General features: G+C 58.1%; 11 protein-coding genes. 7 read left to right on the top strand and 4 right to left on the bottom strand.

From position 1 onward, the window contains the following. Positions 1 to 179: 179 nt before the first annotated feature. Both PZA18_RS03515 and PZA18_RS03510 read left to right on the top strand, forming a co-directional pair. Positions 180 to 4427: a response regulator gene (locus tag PZA18_RS03515; protein ID WP_284099408.1), complete on the top strand. Its 4248-nt coding sequence runs from the start codon at positions 180 to 182 to the stop codon at positions 4425 to 4427. A gap of 47 nt (positions 4428 to 4474) precedes the next feature. Next, on the top strand, positions 4475 to 5374 hold the full coding sequence (locus tag PZA18_RS03510; protein WP_284099407.1) for a diguanylate cyclase: 900 nt from the start codon (positions 4475 to 4477) through the stop codon (positions 5372 to 5374). A gap of 54 nt (positions 5375 to 5428) precedes the next feature. Here the strand turns inward: PZA18_RS03510 and PZA18_RS03505 are convergent, their stop codons facing one another. The 4 genes from PZA18_RS03505 to PZA18_RS03490 form a co-directional block, all read right to left on the bottom strand. After that, complete coding sequence (locus PZA18_RS03505) at positions 5429 to 6319, bottom strand: hypothetical protein (protein WP_284099406.1); 891 nt, start codon at positions 6317 to 6319, stop codon at positions 5429 to 5431. 178 nt (positions 6320 to 6497) lie between these two features. After that, positions 6498 to 7112, bottom strand: coding sequence for a hypothetical protein (locus PZA18_RS03500; RefSeq protein ID WP_284099405.1), 615 nt, complete (start codon positions 7110 to 7112; stop codon positions 6498 to 6500). 36 nt (positions 7113 to 7148) lie between these two features. Further along, a complete protein-coding gene (locus PZA18_RS03495; RefSeq protein WP_284099404.1) occupies positions 7149 to 8516 on the bottom strand; it encodes a sigma-54-dependent transcriptional regulator in 1368 nt (455 codons plus the stop codon). Further along, positions 8513 to 10090: a two-component system sensor histidine kinase NtrB gene (locus PZA18_RS03490; protein WP_284099403.1), complete on the bottom strand. Its 1578-nt coding sequence runs from the start codon at positions 10088 to 10090 to the stop codon at positions 8513 to 8515. The genes PZA18_RS03495 and PZA18_RS03490 overlap by 4 nt, the downstream gene beginning before the upstream one ends. A 276-nt stretch (positions 10091 to 10366) precedes the next feature. Between PZA18_RS03490 and yedA the strand changes: the two genes are divergently transcribed. From yedA to PZA18_RS03465, 5 genes are all read left to right on the top strand, one after another. Then, complete coding sequence (gene yedA, locus PZA18_RS03485) at positions 10367 to 11236, top strand: drug/metabolite exporter YedA (protein WP_284099402.1); 870 nt, start codon at positions 10367 to 10369, stop codon at positions 11234 to 11236. A 186-nt stretch (positions 11237 to 11422) separates the two neighbouring features. Further along, positions 11423 to 12250: a PhnD/SsuA/transferrin family substrate-binding protein gene (locus PZA18_RS03480; protein ID WP_284099401.1), complete on the top strand. Its 828-nt coding sequence runs from the start codon at positions 11423 to 11425 to the stop codon at positions 12248 to 12250. Next, on the top strand, positions 12247 to 14463 hold the full coding sequence (locus PZA18_RS03475) for a PAS domain S-box protein (protein ID WP_284099400.1): 2217 nt from the start codon (positions 12247 to 12249) through the stop codon (positions 14461 to 14463). Before PZA18_RS03480 ends, PZA18_RS03475 begins: the two co-directional genes overlap by 4 nt. Before the next feature lie 267 nt (positions 14464 to 14730). Continuing rightward, positions 14731 to 16242, top strand: a complete 1512-nt coding sequence (gene ilvA / locus PZA18_RS03470; RefSeq protein WP_284099399.1) for a threonine ammonia-lyase, biosynthetic — start codon at positions 14731 to 14733, stop codon at positions 16240 to 16242. A 101-nt stretch (positions 16243 to 16343) separates the two neighbouring features. Next, positions 16344 to 16889: a hypothetical protein gene (locus PZA18_RS03465; protein ID WP_284099398.1), complete on the top strand. Its 546-nt coding sequence runs from the start codon at positions 16344 to 16346 to the stop codon at positions 16887 to 16889. Positions 16890 to 16980 lie beyond the last annotated feature (91 nt).

The following is a 16980-nucleotide window of genomic DNA, read 5'->3' as shown; positions in this document are numbered from 1 at the left end:
TAGGCGGGAAGATCAAATCCAAGAAGCGGCTTGCATTCTTCAATGTGACAGGCTCTGGTTGGCGGGTTTCGTAGCGTTTATGGGAGGGATGGCGATTGAGTGTTCACCACCGCGACTGCTCAGTACCCTATCGGGCCGACAGGTGGCGGCCAATGCGGCCTTTGATTGGCTAGGGCAGCATGGCGCTGATACCGTTTCAGCTCAAATCGCCAACAGGCAGCATTGCCATGCGCCTGCGACTGGCATTCGGCTTGGTTGCGGCAACCACACTGGTGGCCTCGGTGGCATCCCTGCTGGCGTTCCGGGCGGTCGATACGACGTTCAGCTCGGTCAGCAATCAGAGTTTTCCGGCAACGGTGGCTGCAGCGGCCTTGCAGGCCAGTAGCCGTGAGTTGTCAGCGGCGTTATCGGCACTGGCCAGCGCCGATAGTCCTGCCGCACGTGAACTGGCACAGAAGCGCGTCTATGAAGTTCTCGATGCGCTGCCCAAACAGGTTTCACGGCTCGGGGCCAGTGGTTCTGCCACGGCACATCGCCTCGGGCCGGTTGTCGATTCGATCACCCGTAGTGCCGAAGAAACCGACCGGCTGGTCGGTCGCCGCCTGGAGCTGGAGCAACGCAAGCAAGTGGCGCTGGGCCAGACGGCAACCAGCCAGCAGCAGTTTTTGCGGGCGATCAAGCCGGTGGTGGACGCTGCGAACGCAGACCTCCTTTCAACCACCCGTCGCATCTCGATTCAAAGTGGTGCGGCCGTGCATGGCCTTATCGATTCGGAATTCACCACCTTGCATGGCATGTTGCTGGCCCGTACCGATGCTTACCGCGTTCTGGCCATGGCGTCCGAGTCATCACAGGCTGGGCAGACGCCCAAGCTGCGCGCTGCGTTGGCAGAGTTTGAGCGCAATCTCGGTCGTGCCGGACCCGTTGTGCAGGAAGCTGGCAAGCAGATGGTCAGCAAGCTGCAGAGTCATCTGGCGGCCGACGGTGTCGATTCACTGCTGCGGCAGCAAGTCTTTCGTGACGTTATCACCCGCTTTGATGCAACCCTGGCGCCATTGATCCGCCAAAACACCTTGCAGCTGATTTCCAAGAGCGATGCGATTACCCAGGAGGCGACCAATGCGGTCGTGCTGCTGGTCGCCGAGCAGGTTGGCTCCTTGTCGGCCTCGCAACGCGCGCAAGGCGAGGCCAATCTATTGGCCAGCCTGGCCGGGCAGGCATCGTCTGCGGCTTCGGCTGCGGCACTGCTCGACATCCGTCAGCAATTTCGCGAAACCGCCAAATTGTTGATGAGCACTCTTAAAGATTTGCAGGCCCCAGGCCAGATCAAAGCCATCCGCCAGCACGCCCAAGACCTGCAGCGTGCTGACGATGGGGTATTTTCGGTTCGCCTGCAGCAGCTTGAGCTGATTGTAGATTCGCAAAGGATGGTCGAGGCCAACCACAGCGCGGCTGAGCAGCTGGTGATCCTGGCCCGGCAGGTTGGGGAGGAGGTCGGTGCCGGGCTTGATACCGAGATCAGTCAACTGGATCACCGGCTGCAGCAGGCATCCTGGCTGCTGGCTGCGTTGTCGCTGGCCAGTATCACCTTGTCGATCGTGCTGGCGTACTTCTATGTCGGGCGGCGCATCACCGCACGGCTGACCGTGCTGACTGCGTGCATGCACGCTATTGCAGCCGGGAATCAGGACATCGAAATCCCCGAAGATGGTCACGATGAAATCACCGCAATGTCGCTGACCTTGCGTGTGTTCCGTCACGCCATGATGCAACTGCGCAGTAGCTCGGCTGCGCTCAGTATCAGCGAAGAGCGGCTCCGCGCGATTCTCGACAATTCGCCGTTTCCGCTCTGCATCTCGGCGCTGGATGGCGGTGCCTTGCTCTATTACAACCATCGCTTCGGCACGCAGTTTGATTTGGTCGAATACCCAAGCACCGACTGTGATTTTCTGTTCGACAGCCGCGAAGACTACGACCGGCTGGTGGCCCGGCTGGAACAGGGCGACATGGTTGGGGATACCGAGATCATGCTGCGCTCGCGTTCGGGGCGCGGCTACTGGGTATTGCTGTCGGCGATTCGTATCACCTACGACAACAAATCTGCCATGTTTGCTGCGTTTCAGGACATCACCGAACGCAAGCGTGTCGAGCGCGAGCTGATTGCCGCCAAGGAAGCTTCAGAAGCTGCCACGCGAGCCAAGAGTGAATTCCTGGCCAATATGAGCCATGAAATCCGCACTCCGCTGACAGCGGTACTCGGCTATACCCATCTGGCCCTGGATACACCGCTGAATCCCCAGCAGCAGAGCCTGTTGCTGAAAGTCCAGGCCGGGGCGAAAACCTTGTTGGGCGTCATCAACGACATTCTGGATTTCTCCAAGGTTGAGGCCGGCAAACTCGACATCGAACATATCGAATTCGACTTGCGCAATGTTCTCGACAACCTGGGCTCGATTACTGCCGTGCAGGCGGAGAGCAAAGGTCTGGAGCTGCTGTTTTCGATCGATAGCAACGTACCGGGCAGCCTGTGTGGCGATCCGCTGCGGCTGGGCCAGATCCTGCTGAACCTGGTCAACAACGCGATCAAGTTCACTGAGCGTGGCGAGGTGACGGTGACGGTTGCCGTCGCCATTGCTCCCTGCGCGGAAGATCAGGTGCCGGTGCGCTTTTCGGTGCGGGATACCGGCATCGGCATGAATGAGACCCAGCTTGGCCGCTTGTTCCAGAGCTTCAGTCAGGCCGATACCTCGACGACCCGCCGTTATGGCGGCACCGGACTGGGGTTGGCTATTTCACGTCAGCTGGTGGAGTTGATGGGGGGCAAAATCAATGTTCGCAGCACGCCAGGCCAAGGCTCGGAATTCAGCTTTGTCCTGCCTTTGGGGCGGGGGAGCGAACAACCGCGTCCGGCAATCAGCGTGGCGGCCTTGCGTGGCATGAAGGTGCTGGTGGTGGATGACAACGCGGCGGCCCGGGCCGTGCTGGGCAGCATGTTGGCCTCCTGGTCGATGGAGGTGCGTCATGCCTCGTCCGGTATGGAGGCCTTGGGCGTGTTGGGCGATGAAGCCGCGCCCGAGCACTTCGATCTGGTTTTGGTGGACTGGCGCATGCCCGGCATGGACGGCCTGGAAACCGCTCGCCGTATTTTTGACTGTACACGCAAAGACAGCCATCCACCTGAAATCGTCATGGTCACCGGCTACAGCCAGGACGAAGTGGCATCCAAAGCCCGCGAAGTCGGCATTGTTGGCGTACTGCCCAAGCCACTCGAACGCTCACAGGTGTTCAACGCCATTATTGATGTCGTTGCCCAGTCCCCCGAGCGCCAGCAGGCCCAGGGCGAATTGCAGGCGAAAGCCCGCGAACCCAGTCCACTCAGAGGATTGACGCTGTTGCTGGCCGAAGATAACGATGTCCTGCGTGACTTCGGCCAATCCTTGCTGACTTCCATGGGGGCGAGGCTGCATGTGGCCAGCAACGGTGCCGAAGCGGTGAAGCTGGCGCTGGATGCCTCGCTGCAGATTGATCTTGCGCTGATGGATGTGCAGATGCCGGAAATGGATGGCATGCAGGCAACGCGCGAAATCCGCCGCTATCGCACGCCCGAGCAATTTCCCATCATCGCCATGACTGCCCACGCGCTGGATGTCGAGCGCCAGCGTTGCCTGTCGGCAGGCATGAACGACCACTTGAGCAAACCGATCGACCCGCCAAAACTGGTCCAGACCATTCTGGCCTGGGTCCGCAAACCTGCCGCCGAGCAGCCCAGCCCGGAACCTGCTCCCGCCGCTTTGCCAGTTGCCGAGACAGTCTCCGCCCCGCCTGATGTGGCACCGGGCTTGCCCGATTTACCTGGGTTTGATGTTGCCGAGGCGCTCGACCGGCTGGGCGATAAGCCCGAGTTACTCAAGCGCCTGCTGCTGCGCCTACGTGATAACTACGCAGACAGCGTATCGCGTCTACGCAGCCTGCTGGCAGAAGGGCAGCCAGAAGAAGCCGAGCGATTAGCCCATACCCTCAAAGGCATGGCGGGAACACTCAGCGCGAATCAGGTATTTTCTGCGGCGCGGGTACTTGAGTTAAAACTCAAATCGGGCGAAGCTGCGGATGACGAGCTGCAACAACTCGATGATGCGCTGAAAAGCGCCATGCAAAGCCTGTCGGCACTCGATGCTCCAGCCTCCACGACAGTGCCGGCCCAGGCCGGCCCGGCAGCCATGGTGCAATCTGGTTTGCGTGAGCTGGATGGCCTGCTGCAAAGCCATAGCCTGCGTGCCCGCAAAGCCTTCATCGAGCTGGCCCCAGCCTTGACCAGCCACGACGCAACCGCAGCCCAGACGATAGGCCAACTGATTGAAGCATTGGACTTCCAGGCGGCCAGCGAGCAGGTCCGCGCCGTGTTGCAGGCGATGGAGTCGGCGACATGAGCTTGATTTCGATTGCCGTGACGAGAACTTTCTAATAACGATTCGCCATGCAGCCCACCACCATCCTGATCGTCGATGACGAACCGGCCAATATAGAAGTGTTGGCTGCCGTGCTGGAGCACTACGACGTCCGGTTTGCCCTGACGGGACGGGAGGGGCTGCTGCGGGCCCGGTTTGCCCCTCTGCCAGACTTGATTCTGCTCGACGTCATGCTGCCTGACCTGGATGGGTACGCTGTGTGCAGCGAGCTGAAAGGCGACCCGACCACTGCCGAGATACCGGTGATTTTTGTTACGGCCCTGTCAGACCCCCGTTCCGAAGCGCGGGGCCTGGAGATTGGTGCGGTGGACTACATCAGCAAGCCCTTCAGCCCCGCCATCGTGCGCGCCCGCGTGCGCAACCACCTGGAGATCAAACGCTCACGCGCGCTACTGCAAAAGCTTGCCGTTACGGATTCGCTGACGGGTCTCTACAACCGCCGGCATTTTGACCAGGCCATCGAATATGAGGCACACCGCCACCTGCGGCGCGAACTGCCCCTGTCCCTGGTGCTGCTCGATGTCGATCATTTCAAGCGTTACAACGATTTTTATGGTCATCCGGCCGGCGACGATTGCCTGCGGCGGGTTGCGGCGGCGATTGCCTCGGCACTCAAACGCCCGGCCGATGTTGCCGCACGCATCGGCGGCGAAGAGTTTGCCTGCCTGTTGCCCGAAACCGATCAGGTTGGTGCCTTGGCTGTGGCTGAGCTGATCCGCGAAGCCATCAGTGCTTTGGCCATACCGCATGCCAGTTCGGAAGTTTCCGATATTGTTACCGCCAGCCTGGGCGTGGCATCGCTGGCCGGCAGTGATCAAAGCGGTGCAGCCCGTTTGTGCCAGCTGGCCGACACCAACCTGTATCGCGCCAAGAGCAACGGCCGTAATCGGGTAGAGGGGAATGGCTAAGCGGCTATGGAAAAGATATCCGGCCCCATGCTTAATGTTTTAACTGGAGAACGTTTACGCATCATTTGGGGATGAATGATTGGCCATATCCGTGTCATGGGTGTACACGGGTAAATGAAGTTGCTCGGCAATTCGAGGGAAGGCATTCTTGTCGGCAACGATAAAGTAACCATATTGACCACCATCAAGCATGCTTGAATCAAAACCAAAAGCACGTAGATTGCTATTTTCTTCACGCATGATTCTATTGAAATTGAGAAGCATGCCCTCGATGTTAAACCACGTTCCCATGCTTTCAATATGGAATGTACTTTTTCTCCCATTGAGTGTGTATTCAATTGCCCATAGATCGTCATTCCGATGTTGCTTGACTTCTTCTACTGGGACGCTTGGATGGCATATTGATGCTAAATTGGAAAAGAAGATTGCGTAATCGTCATCAGTAAAATAACAGTGCTTGTCTCTCAGGTCGCCTAAATATAGCCTTGCACCAAACAAGCTTCTCAGCAGGTCGTAGTGCTTATCTACCGAAGAGGCCGGGTTTATTAGCCAGTCATCGATTTTTGATAAGCTTTCGTTGTTGAGGGGGATGCCAAGTTCTAATAATTTCCGGGCTATGGATTCTGAGGTAAATCCATTTCTCTTCCATGTGAAAACAAGTTTATTCCAGGGTTCCAGGCATTCAATTACATCGTTGCTGATGTGATTGCAGCGAATTAATGCCTGTGCAACTTTGTAGCCTGCGTAATTTCCTTTGTTGTCATGTAATGCATGCAATAGTGCGTCTATTAATTCTTCGCTGGTTTGCCAGCCATCATGAAACGCTTTGTTTTCCAGATTTGTTATGGATCGGGATACGCCATATGTCTCATCTTCTTCAGATTTGAATTCGCCAATGGTGATGCCGCTTAATTTAAATAACGTCAGTGATGATTTTTTATACATGGTTATTTCTCTATATTGATTTCTATTTCATTCCTACCATTGGTTTTATGGTCGGCGAATGACTGGGCGCTTGGCCCGAAGGCAAGGGGTTTAGGCTTGGGGATATTTGTACGTACGGCGTTTAATCCAAGCGCTAAATGGGTAATGGCGTGTCAAGGTAACGAGCCAGCCAATCCCCTTAATGAATCACCAGCCTGCCCATTTCGCGGCGTTTGTTATGGACGGGATACACCTCGCGTAGCAGGAAATTGGCGATACGGTTGATATAGCGTCCACTGCGTTTTTCCAGCAGCCGTTCGACGCCCGTTTGAGAGAGCAAAAAGCGCTTGGGGTCGTCGCTGGGTTGGCAGTCGATGTCGCGCATGCCGATCAGCATGCGGCGCTGGTCTTGAGGGGCTTTGCCGAGAATGTCGGCGATTTCGTCGGCGTAGAACCACAGGGCGCCGTATTCATCGACTACGCCGTGCAACGGATGACCATCGAATTCATAGTAATGCCCGGATTTCTCCCCCAGCTCGCGCAAATAGCGTCGATAGCGAAACCAGGGCAGCAAGGTACACAGGATCAGCATGGCACCCGCACCTACGAAAACCAGCGCCGGGGTCGGGCCACCCTCATGCCACCAGCCCGAGTTGCGGGCGAAGTGCCAGCCAACGCCGATCAGCAGGCCGCTCATGGTCAGCCAGCCCAGTATCAGCAATGGCACCAACCAGTTGGCGCGGTTGAGCAGCCAAGGGGAGATCCACCGGGCGGAGACCAAGAGTACGAGTCCGGTGGCAAATTCTGTGACCATGATCACCCTATTCCCAATGGCATGCGTCCACAGTGCCTAGTTGATTCCCAGGCGTTCCATCCGATAGCGCAATGAGCGGAAGGTGACGCCCAGAATCTTGGCGGCGGCAGTACGGTTGAAGCGGGTCTTGTCGAGGGCTTCCAGAATCGCCTCTTTTTCGACGCGATCGAGATAATCCTGCAACGGGCATTTATCGCCGATGGCGGCGGAGGTGCCCAATTCCATATCCTGAGCCGAGCCTTTCAGCTGCAGGTCATCGACGCCGATCTGCTGGCCGTCAGAAAGTGCCAGGGCGCGTTCGAGGATGTTTTCAAGTTCGCGCACGTTGCCAGGAAAGTCATAGGCGGTCAGCGCGGCCAGCGCTTCGCTCGACAATTTGGGCTCGGACTGGCCGGATTGCTGTGCCAGTCGTTGCAGCACATGGCGGGCAATCGCTTCGACGTCTTCGCGCATTTCGCGCAGGGCAGGCATCTTCAGCTCGATGACGTTCAGCCGGTAATACAAATCCTGACGGAAGCGGCCTTCTTCGACGCAATTGGCAAGATTCTGGTGGGTGGCACAAACGATGCGCACATCCACCGGGGTTTCCTGCGTATCGCCAATCTTGCGCACTTTCTTTTCCTGGATGACCCGCAGCAGCTTGACCTGCATCAGCAGCGGCAGATCGGCGACCTCATCCAGAAACAGGGTGCCGCCATGTGCGGCCTGAAAGAATCCGTCCCGCTCGCTATCGGCACCGGTAAAGGCGCCCTTCTTGTAGCCGAAGAACTCGCTTTCCATCAGGTTTTCGGGGATAGCGCCGCAGTTGACGGCGACAAAAGGCTTGTCCGACCGGCTGGATTTGGCATGGATCATTCTGGCGGCCCGTTCCTTACCGCTGCCTGATTCCCCGGTCACATAGACCGGTGCCTGGCTGCGCGACAGCTTGTCTACCAGCTCCAGTGCAGTACGGATGGCGGGCGAATCACCAATGAAGGCTTTTTCGCCGCTGGGAACGTCCCGCGTGGCTTCTCGACCGCGATCAAGATCAAGGGCCGATTTGACCAGGGTGCGCAGCTGATCGAGTGAAACCGGTTTCGAGAGGTAGTCAAAAGCGCCGAGTTTGAGCGCTTCGACGGCGTTATCCATGCTGCCATAGGCGGTAATGACGGCAACCGGCAGGTCTAACCCTGCAGTATTGATTTCACGGATCAGGTCGAGCCCCTGACCGTCGCCCAGGCGCATGTCGGTAAAGCACAGGTCATAGCTGCCGGTTTCCAGTTTCTTGCGAGCTTGGGCGAGGCTGGCGGCTGTATCAACTTCAAGCCCCATGCGGATCAGCGTCAGTTCGAGCAATTCGCGCAAATCTGGTTCGTCATCGACAACGAGTACTTTGGGAACCGCTTTAGGTGTGCGTTTACTCATGAGTTGAAATCGAAAGTGACCCTGAAGACGGCGCCGCCAGCCGGCGGTGGTACGTATTCCAGCACGGCATGGTTAGCAGCGCATATCTCGCGGGCGATATAAAGCCCGAGACCTGTACCTTGGGCCTCGGTCGTAAAAAAGGGCTCGAACAGCTGCCGCTCCAGCTCCGGCGAGACACCGGGGCCATCGTCGGCGACTTCCAGGGCCCATACATCGTAGTAACGACAAACGGTCAGGCGCAGGCTGTCTTCCTGCTTCCGGCCGTGCCGCCAGGCATTGCGACACAGATTCCACAGCACCTGATGCAGGTGGCCGGTATCAAACCGTACGACGACCGATTCCGGACAGTTGAGGGGGACGGTCGTCTGGATGTTTTCAACGTCGCGAAACTCGGCGACGAATTGGTCCAGCCAATCCTTCAAGCGTATTTCAACCGGTTGCACCCGGTCGCGCCGGTTAAGCTCCAGTACTTCCTGCACCATATGGTTCAGGCGCCGGGTGTTGCTGGTGATGATCTCCACCAGCCGCCGGCTGGTCGGGTCGGTGGTTTCTTCGGCCAGCAGCTGCGCAGCATGGCCGATGGCACCGAGCGGGTTACGGATTTCATGGGCGATGTTGGCAGTCAACCGGCCCAGTGCGGCCAGCTTGAGCTGCTGCGCCTCACGTCTTACCCGCTCCATATCTTCGAGAAAAATTACCACGCCGCCCTCGGCGCGTGCCGTGCGAATGGGGACGAAGCGTGGTCGCGCCGCCAGGCGCGAATCGGTGCTGGCAACGGGCTGCGTGGCCTCGACCACCGCGCCGGCCCGCCAGTAAGCGACTGCGAGCGCCAGAGTCGGGGCGTATTCGACCAGCAATGTCTTGCCAGCGAGAATACCGGGCCCGAACAGCCGCTCCGCCTGCTGATTACTCTGGCGGATGGTGCCTTGATCATCAATCACAATCACACCATCGGAGACATCCTGCAGAACCAGCTGATTGACCTGCGACATATTGGCGAGGTCAATGCCGCGCTTCTCCGCCAGTTGCTCGCTTTCGGTGGCATAGCTGGAGAGCCGATGCGCCAGCCAGGCCACGGCAAAGCAGGCAATCGACAGCATGGCTGCCTGCGGGAAATCGCCGCTACCACCATCTTGAATAAAGAAGTGGTAGCTCTGCTGCAACAGCAGGGCAATGCTGGCCAGTGCTGCATGAAACAGGGTGGTTCGGCCCCGGCTGATCAGACCGCCGACTGCCAGATACGGCAACAACATCAGGCCAATGCCGGTCTTCAAGCCTCCCGAGATATGCATCAGCCCGACAATGAACCCGATGTCGCTGGCCATATGAAAGGTCAGCTGGATGCGGAAGTTCGGCCGTCTGAAGCGGACGGTGATGCTGTGCAAAATGGTTAAGGCAAGATAGACACTGGTGAGCGTGTAATACAAATCACGCTCTTCCTGATAAGCAAACAGGCGGTCGCTGACCACAAAGCCCGCCAGCATGGTGCCGATGGCGACCGTGACGCGGAACAGGTTGAAAACGGCCAGGGACCGCCAGTAAGTATCAGGAATAAACGGTGTCGCTGGGGACATGGCAGCTTGCACCCAAGCAGGGATGCACGTTTCGATACCCTGAATTGTAGGCCCAGTCGTAACGTTTTATGAAAATTTCATACTTGGCGCCGCATTCGCGGTCGATGCGGACAAGACGCCGAAGAGTTCCGGCGACGGCCGCGATGAGCGGAAGCTTGGCTAAGCGTTTGATTGTAGGAGTGCTGCCGCTGGTGGGTGGAGCCCGCGGTTGCTCGCAATGTCGGCAGTCGGGGCTGGATGCTATGCTTGGCCTCTTCTTGAGTGATGGCTTCTATCGTGTCAAATCGTCTGCTGATTCCGCTTTGTCTTGCTGCGACTTATCTCATTTGGGGATCGACCTACCTCGGCATCAAATGGGCGCTTGAAAGTTTTCCACCGCTGACGCTGGCGGGAATCCGCTTTGTTGTGGCGGGTTTGTTGATGCTGGCCTGGGCGCGCCTGTCCGGTTTGCCATGGCCGAGCTTGCGCCAGTTGCGCAATGCCGCTTGGGTTGGCTTCATGATGCTGACCTTCGGTAATGGTGCCGTCTGTATCGCCGAGAAAAATATTGCATCCGGTGTTGCCGCCCTGATAGTGGCGCTGACACCGCTGGCAACCGTGCTGATGAGCCTGTTCTGGGGCGTCAAGGCCCGCCGGATCGAGTGGGCCGGCATTGCCGTCGGCTTTGCCGGCATCGTGCTTTTGAATCTTGATGGCAATCTGCGCGCAGAGCCATTCAGCGTGGGTTTGGTGGTGGCGGCCTGTATTGTCTGGGGTCTGGCTTCTGCCTGGATGCCTCGGCTGGATATGCCACAGGGGCCGATGTCGAGTGCCATGCAGATGCTGGCTGGTGGCATTTTCTGTCTGCCCCTGGCCTGGCTCAATGGTGAGTCGGTGCCGACCAGTGTGACGTTCAAGGCCGGGGCGGCGCTGGTTTATCTGATCGTGGCGGGGTCGATGCTGGCTTATAGCGCCTATATCTGGTTACTCAAGCACACGCGGCCGGCTTTGGCGACCAGCTCGTGCTATGCCAATCCGGTTGTGGCTTTACTGCTTGGCGTCTTTCTGGCGCAGGAAGCCATTTCGGCACCGATCATCGCCGGCATGCTGGCGATCCTGTCTGGCGTTGTCATGTTGGGGGTGGCTCAAAGCCGCGCCAGAACCTAAGTTCTGTAGAGGTTTTGTTTTCGGACCGCATTTCGCCAGCAATGACAGGTTTGGAATGAGCGGGGATGTTTCCTTGGCGGTATCGGGTGGGAGCCAGACCGGTGCAAGTCAGGTAGTTCCCGCGAAAATCCTGACTATGATTAGGCAATGCGGAGTCCCTTGCTCCGTTTCGTGACGGAGTTGCCTATGGCTCGCGGCCTGTTTGTCGTTTTGATGCTCGGGTGGAGTAGCCTGGGGCTGGCGGCTTACACGCTGGGCATCGTGCCTTTTCTCTCTCCCCGCAGTCTGATTATCGAATTCGCCCCTTGGCGTGCCCACCTTGAATCGCGGTTGGCCACTTCGGTGGCAATTGCCACCGCGACGGACCCCGTACATTTTCTGGCGCGCTGTGGGCGGGGTGACTTTGATGTGGTACTGGTGCCTCCTCACATTGCGTTGTATCTGCAGCGCCAGCTCGGCTACCGGCCACTACTCGGAATGCGTAGCGAGTTTTTTTCGCAGATTCTGATCAATCGGGACGCGACTGCCACGCAGTTGTCCGATCTGAAAGGCCGACATCTGCATCTGCCGGATCAGTTGTCCCTCGTCAATTACGAAGCCACCCAGTTTCTCTCCCGCTTCGGTTTGCAGGCTGGGCGGGATTTCACGACCCAGTCTCACACTACTGAAAACAATGCCCTGCTGGCCGCGATCAGCAAGCCGGGCGCTGCTGCGGTGGCGTCCCGTATGGCGTTCGAGCATTTACCCGAGAATCTGCGTGAGCAACTCAGGATCATCGGGTCAGGCCGTTCCAGCCTGTGGCTGGTGGTGATGGTGCCGCATCATCTGAAAGATTCGGATGTGGCAAGGCTGGAAGAGGCTATCTCGCAAATTCCGCATACCCAGGCTGGCGCAGCCTACTTCTCGCACGCCGGGGTTGCGCTGGAGCCGCTGGGCAAGTCTGAGCTGGCGCACTTCGAGCCTCTGCTGTCGATCATCGAAAAGGCTTACTGGACGAGGTATTCATCACGATGACGCAGACCGCGACGACCGGCATTCACTCGTTGCGCTACCGGCTGCTGTTTGCCAGCACGGTTGTCGAGGTGGTGCTGCTTGCGCTGCTGCTCTTCAACAGCATGCGGCTCATCGACAGTGTGATCCGCACCTCGGCCGAGAACACGGTTGCTCAAACCGTGCCCATGCTCAACATCGCCATTTCGCCCTATCTGGTGCAAGGCGACTATGCGGCGGTGCGCGACAACGTCAGCGAAATCGTCGGCGATGGCAAGAAAAGCATTGCCTACGTTGCGGTGTTTGATCGCAACAACCGTCTGGTGGCGAGTGCCGGTGTGGACGATCCGCTGCGCCTGCCTTCCGCCTCAAACTCATTCGACGATGCTCTGGCCAACTCGATCCTGCATATCGAGCGGCCTTTGCTGTTAGGCAAACAGCAGGAGGGGCGGGTGCGGTTTGGTCTGTCTACCTCACTGGTGGCGCAGGCCAAGCGCCAGTTATTCAACCAGGGCGTGGCTATTTCGGCTTTGTCGGTACTGCTGACATTTGTACTGCTCAGCTTCATCGCCTATTGGGTGACACATCGCCTGAGCCTGCTGACCGAAGGGGCCAAAGCGGTTGCGGACGGCGACTATGGCATTACCCTGGATGCCAGGGGCAAGGACGAGGTAGCGCTGCTGGCGGGCAACTTCAACCGCATGACGGCAGCGATCCGGCGTCAGGTGGCTGATCTGGGCGATACCACGCGTGAATTTCGGGCCATGTTCGAGCAGGCGGTAGTGGGCATCATGCACGTCAGCCCGCAACTCAAATGGATCAGAGTGAATAACAAACTACTGAGCATGCTGGGTTACGACAGTGCCGAGGAATTATTCAAACTGGGCCCGATGGACATCATCCATCCGGTAGACCGTGCCTATGGCGAGGTTGCCCGGCAGCGGCTTGAAAAAGGCGAGGTGACCTACTTTTCGACCGAGCGCCGCTATCTGAAGCGAGGGGGCGGCCATGTCTGGTCGTTGGCGACGGTGACACTGTTCCGTAGCGAAAATGGCGAAGCACGCTATTTCTCGATTGTCGTGCAGGACATCGGGCGCCAGAAAGCAGCCGCCTTGGCGCTGGCCGAAAGCGAGGCCCGTTACCGCCGCTTGCTGGAATCGACTCGCATCGTGGCCTGGAGCTGTGATGAGGAAGGTAACCGACTGCTATACGTCGGCCCGCAGATTGAAGGTCTGACCGGAGTAACGGTAGGCGAGTGGCAGGCTGAAGGCATGCTGCGGGCACGCATCTATCCCGAAGACTGGCATCAGTTCACGGCAGCGATCAAACGGCCGCAGGCGGAGTTTGAGTGCCGGTTGATCAAACGGGATGGCAGCACAAGCTGGGTAGCGTGTTACTGCAGCCAGCAGGCGGAAAGCGACAGCCGGCTGGTGCAAGGTTTTTTTGTGGATATTCATGCCCGAAAACTGGCCGAAGCGGAGTTGCTGCACTACCGCGAAAAACTGGAAGAGTTGGTGGAAGCACGCACGGCGGCGCTGTCTGTCGCGAATCGCGAGCTGGAGAGCTTTAGCTACTCGGTATCACACGATCTCCGGGCGCCGTTACGCTCGATCAATGGCTTCGCCCAGATCATGCTCGAAGATTACGGCCCCAGGCTGGATGCCCAGGCGCGTGATTATCTCGATCGGATTCAGCGCGGTGCCATCCGCATGGGAGATCTGATCGAAGCCCTGTTGCAGCTCAACCGCTTCTCGCGTGGCGAATTGCGCAATGAACCGGTTGATATGTCTGATCTGGCGGGCGTGCTTTGTGAAGAGCTGGCCAGAAATGCCCCGCAGCGTCAGGTCGAGGTTAGGATTGATCCGCATATGGTAACCCTGGCCGATAAGCGCCTGCTGATGGCTGCGCTGCAGAATCTGCTCGACAATGCCTGGAAATACACTGCCCCGGTCGAGCAGGCCAAGATCGAATTCGGGCATTTCGAACGCAACGGGCAGCTGATCTACTTTGTCAGGGACAATGGCGTCGGCTTTGAGCCCGCCCATGCCAGCCGACTGTTCGGGGCATTCCAGCGCCTGCACACCAGTGAAGAATTCGAAGGGTATGGCGTAGGGCTGGCAACGGTGCAGCGCATCATCCGCCGGCATGGCGGCGAAATCTGGGCGGAAAGTCAACCGGGGCAGGGGGCAACATTCTTCTTTACCTTGGGGAATGAAGTCGATCTGCTGAAAGAGTGATTGCGGCAAGTGGCCCGAGAATTGCGGCGAATGAGGGGCGGCTGTGGTAGCCGATTTGCGTCGAATCCTGCTAATCTGGCCTTCTCCTACCGAGAATTCAGAAATAGTGGTCTGGTTTTTCAGGCGTGCCTATCGGCACGGTCGATAAACAGGGCCATCCGGCATGGCGCATGATCTGCGTCAGCGCTTACCCTCAGGATGCCGGATACGGTCTGGCGTCCTCCTGATGTCCTCCCCAAGCCAATTCAACGTCTACTGAGCTCAATCATGTCTGCCGATTATCTCGAAAGAATCCTGACTGCCCGTGTTTATGATGTCGCGGTCGAATCACCGCTGGATGAGGCACCCAACCTGTCCCGGCGTCTGAACAACCAAGTCCTGCTCAAGCGCGAGGATGAGCAGGTGGTGTTCTCGTTCAAGCTGCGCGGTGCTTACAACAAAATGGTACGGCTGAGTGCGGAAGAGCTCGGCCGTGGTGTGGTGGCGGCATCGGCCGGTAATCATGCACAAGGCGTAGCGCTGGCCGCCCAGTTGCTCAAATGCCGGGCAACCATCTGCATGCCGGCTACCACGCCGCAGATCAAGATCGACGCCGTATCCCGTCGCGGTGCCGAGGTCGTCTTGCATGGAGACTCCTACGCCGAAGCCTACGAGCGCGCCATGCAGCTGATTGCTGAAACTGGTGCCACCTTTGTCCACCCATACGATGACCCGGACGTTATTGCCGGGCAGGGCACCATCGGCATGGAAATCCTGCGCCAGCATCAAGGGCCGATCCATGCCGTGTTTGTGCCGATTGGCGGGGGCGGGCTGGCGGCTGGCGTGGCGGCTTATATCAAGCGACTCAAGCCCGAAATCAAAATCATCGGCGTTGAGCCGACCGATTCTGATGCCATGGCGCAGTCGATGGCGGCAGGAGAGCGAGTGCTTCTGTCGCAGGTCGGTATTTTCGCCGATGGCGTGGCGGTAAAACTGGTGGGGGAGGAGACCTTTCGCCTCTGCAAAGGCCTGATCGACGAGGTGGTGTTGGTTGATACCGATCAGATCTGTGCCGCCATCAAGGATGTCTTCGAAGATACACGTTCGATTCTTGAGCCGGCCGGCGCCTTGTCGATTGCCGGCCTCAAGGCCTATGTCGAACGCGAAGGGTTGACGGATCAGACTCTGGTTGCGGTGGCATCCGGCGCCAATATGAACTTCGATCGTCTGCGCCATGTGTCGGAACGGGCTGAATTGGGCGAGCAGCGCGAAGCCATCATCGCGGTTACCATTCCCGAAAAACCCGGCAGCTTCAGGGAGTTCTGCATGTTGCTGGGGTCGCGAGCCATCACCGAATTCAACTATCGCTATGCCGACTCGGGAGCCGCGCATGTGTTTGTCGGGCTACAGATCCGCAACCGTCAGGAGACCCGAACCTTGATCGGCATGCTGGAAGCCGCTGGACTGACCGCGCTGGATCTGACCGACAACGAGATTGCCAAGCTGCATGTGCGCTATCTGGTCGGGGGGCATGCGCCACAGGTCCAGCACGAGGCCGTGTATCGTTTTGAGTTTCCCGAGCGACCCGGCGCTTTACTGGGCTTCCTCAAGAAAATGGGGGAGGGCTGGAATATTTCCTTGTTCCACTACCGTAATCACGGCGCCGATTATGGTCGCGTGCTGGTGGGGATGCAGGTTCCACCTGCTGAACGCAGCAAGTTCCAGCCTTTCCTCGATAGCCTGGGGTACCCGTATTGGGATGAGACAGATAACCCGGCTTACAAGCTGTTTTTGGGCTGACTTAACGGATTGCTGCGCTAAACATATTTTGCCTCTTGCGACAACTCGGTCTAGTATGAAAGGTGAATATTTGCCCTGATCAAAGACTGATGGAGTCCATCGTGGCCAAGTTCGCTTATTGCAGCGTCATGCATATCGCCGCCTGCTTGGTATTGACCACTCAGGCGGCAACTGTTTGGGCCGGGCCTGCAGACCGGGCGAGTCGCCTGCTACGGGAAGAACCTGTGCCAATCGCCTTGCAACTGGCTTTGCCGGGTAATGGTCTGGCTGAAATTCGCCATCCGGTATCGCCCGTTCTGACTCGTGGAATGGGCGAGGCCGTAGCAACCGGTACCGGCGCCCCTGTCTTGAAGACAGATCGTAATGAGCTGGCGATGGAGCTGACTGCTCGTCAGTATGAACAGGTACAGAGGATGGCGGCGGTCAGCAGCAATACCTGCCTGAGCCGGCGTTCAAAACTGGGTGAAGTCGAGCGCAATGGCGGCGGCATCATGTGGTCGAGCCAGGATGGCTTCAATGTCTACGTCGCAAATCGCGAACTACGCGCACTCAATCTGCTTACCAACCGACGCGAGCTGGCGATTGGCTGCCAGGCTGGTTCGACCAGCGCAGCCTGTATGAATCAACCTAAGGATGGCTGCGATTAGTGGCTGTTTGGCGCATGCCAAATCAAGCAAGATGGCTTGATTTGCCTTTGGGATCTCCCTTATTCCTCTGAAATTTTTCGGCAACAATACG

The sequence above is a fragment of the Parachitinimonas caeni genome (genome assembly GCF_030129945.1).
Classification (GTDB): Bacteria; Pseudomonadota; Gammaproteobacteria; order Burkholderiales; family Chitinimonadaceae; genus Parachitinimonas; species Parachitinimonas caeni.
Note: the sequence above shows the minus strand (reverse complement) of the source record. Positions and strands in the feature narration are given on the sequence as shown.

Coding starts and splice junctions, on each gene's coding strand:
- PZA18_RS03515 (WP_284099408.1), top strand. CDS start 180: ATGGCGCTGATACCGTTTCAGCTCAAATCGCCAACAGGCAGCATTGCC.
- PZA18_RS03510 (WP_284099407.1), top strand. CDS start 4,475: ATGCAGCCCACCACCATCCTGATCGTCGATGACGAACCGGCCAATATA.
- PZA18_RS03505 (WP_284099406.1), bottom strand. CDS start 6,319: ATGTATAAAAAATCATCACTGACGTTATTTAAATTAAGCGGCATCACC.
- PZA18_RS03500 (WP_284099405.1), bottom strand. CDS start 7,112: ATGGTCACAGAATTTGCCACCGGACTCGTACTCTTGGTCTCCGCCCGG.
- PZA18_RS03495 (WP_284099404.1), bottom strand. CDS start 8,516: ATGAGTAAACGCACACCTAAAGCGGTTCCCAAAGTACTCGTTGTCGAT.
- PZA18_RS03490 (WP_284099403.1), bottom strand. CDS start 10,090: ATGTCCCCAGCGACACCGTTTATTCCTGATACTTACTGGCGGTCCCTG.
- PZA18_RS03480 (WP_284099401.1), top strand. CDS start 11,423: ATGGCTCGCGGCCTGTTTGTCGTTTTGATGCTCGGGTGGAGTAGCCTG.
- PZA18_RS03475 (WP_284099400.1), top strand. CDS start 12,247: ATGACGCAGACCGCGACGACCGGCATTCACTCGTTGCGCTACCGGCTG.
- ilvA (WP_284099399.1), top strand. CDS start 14,731: ATGTCTGCCGATTATCTCGAAAGAATCCTGACTGCCCGTGTTTATGAT.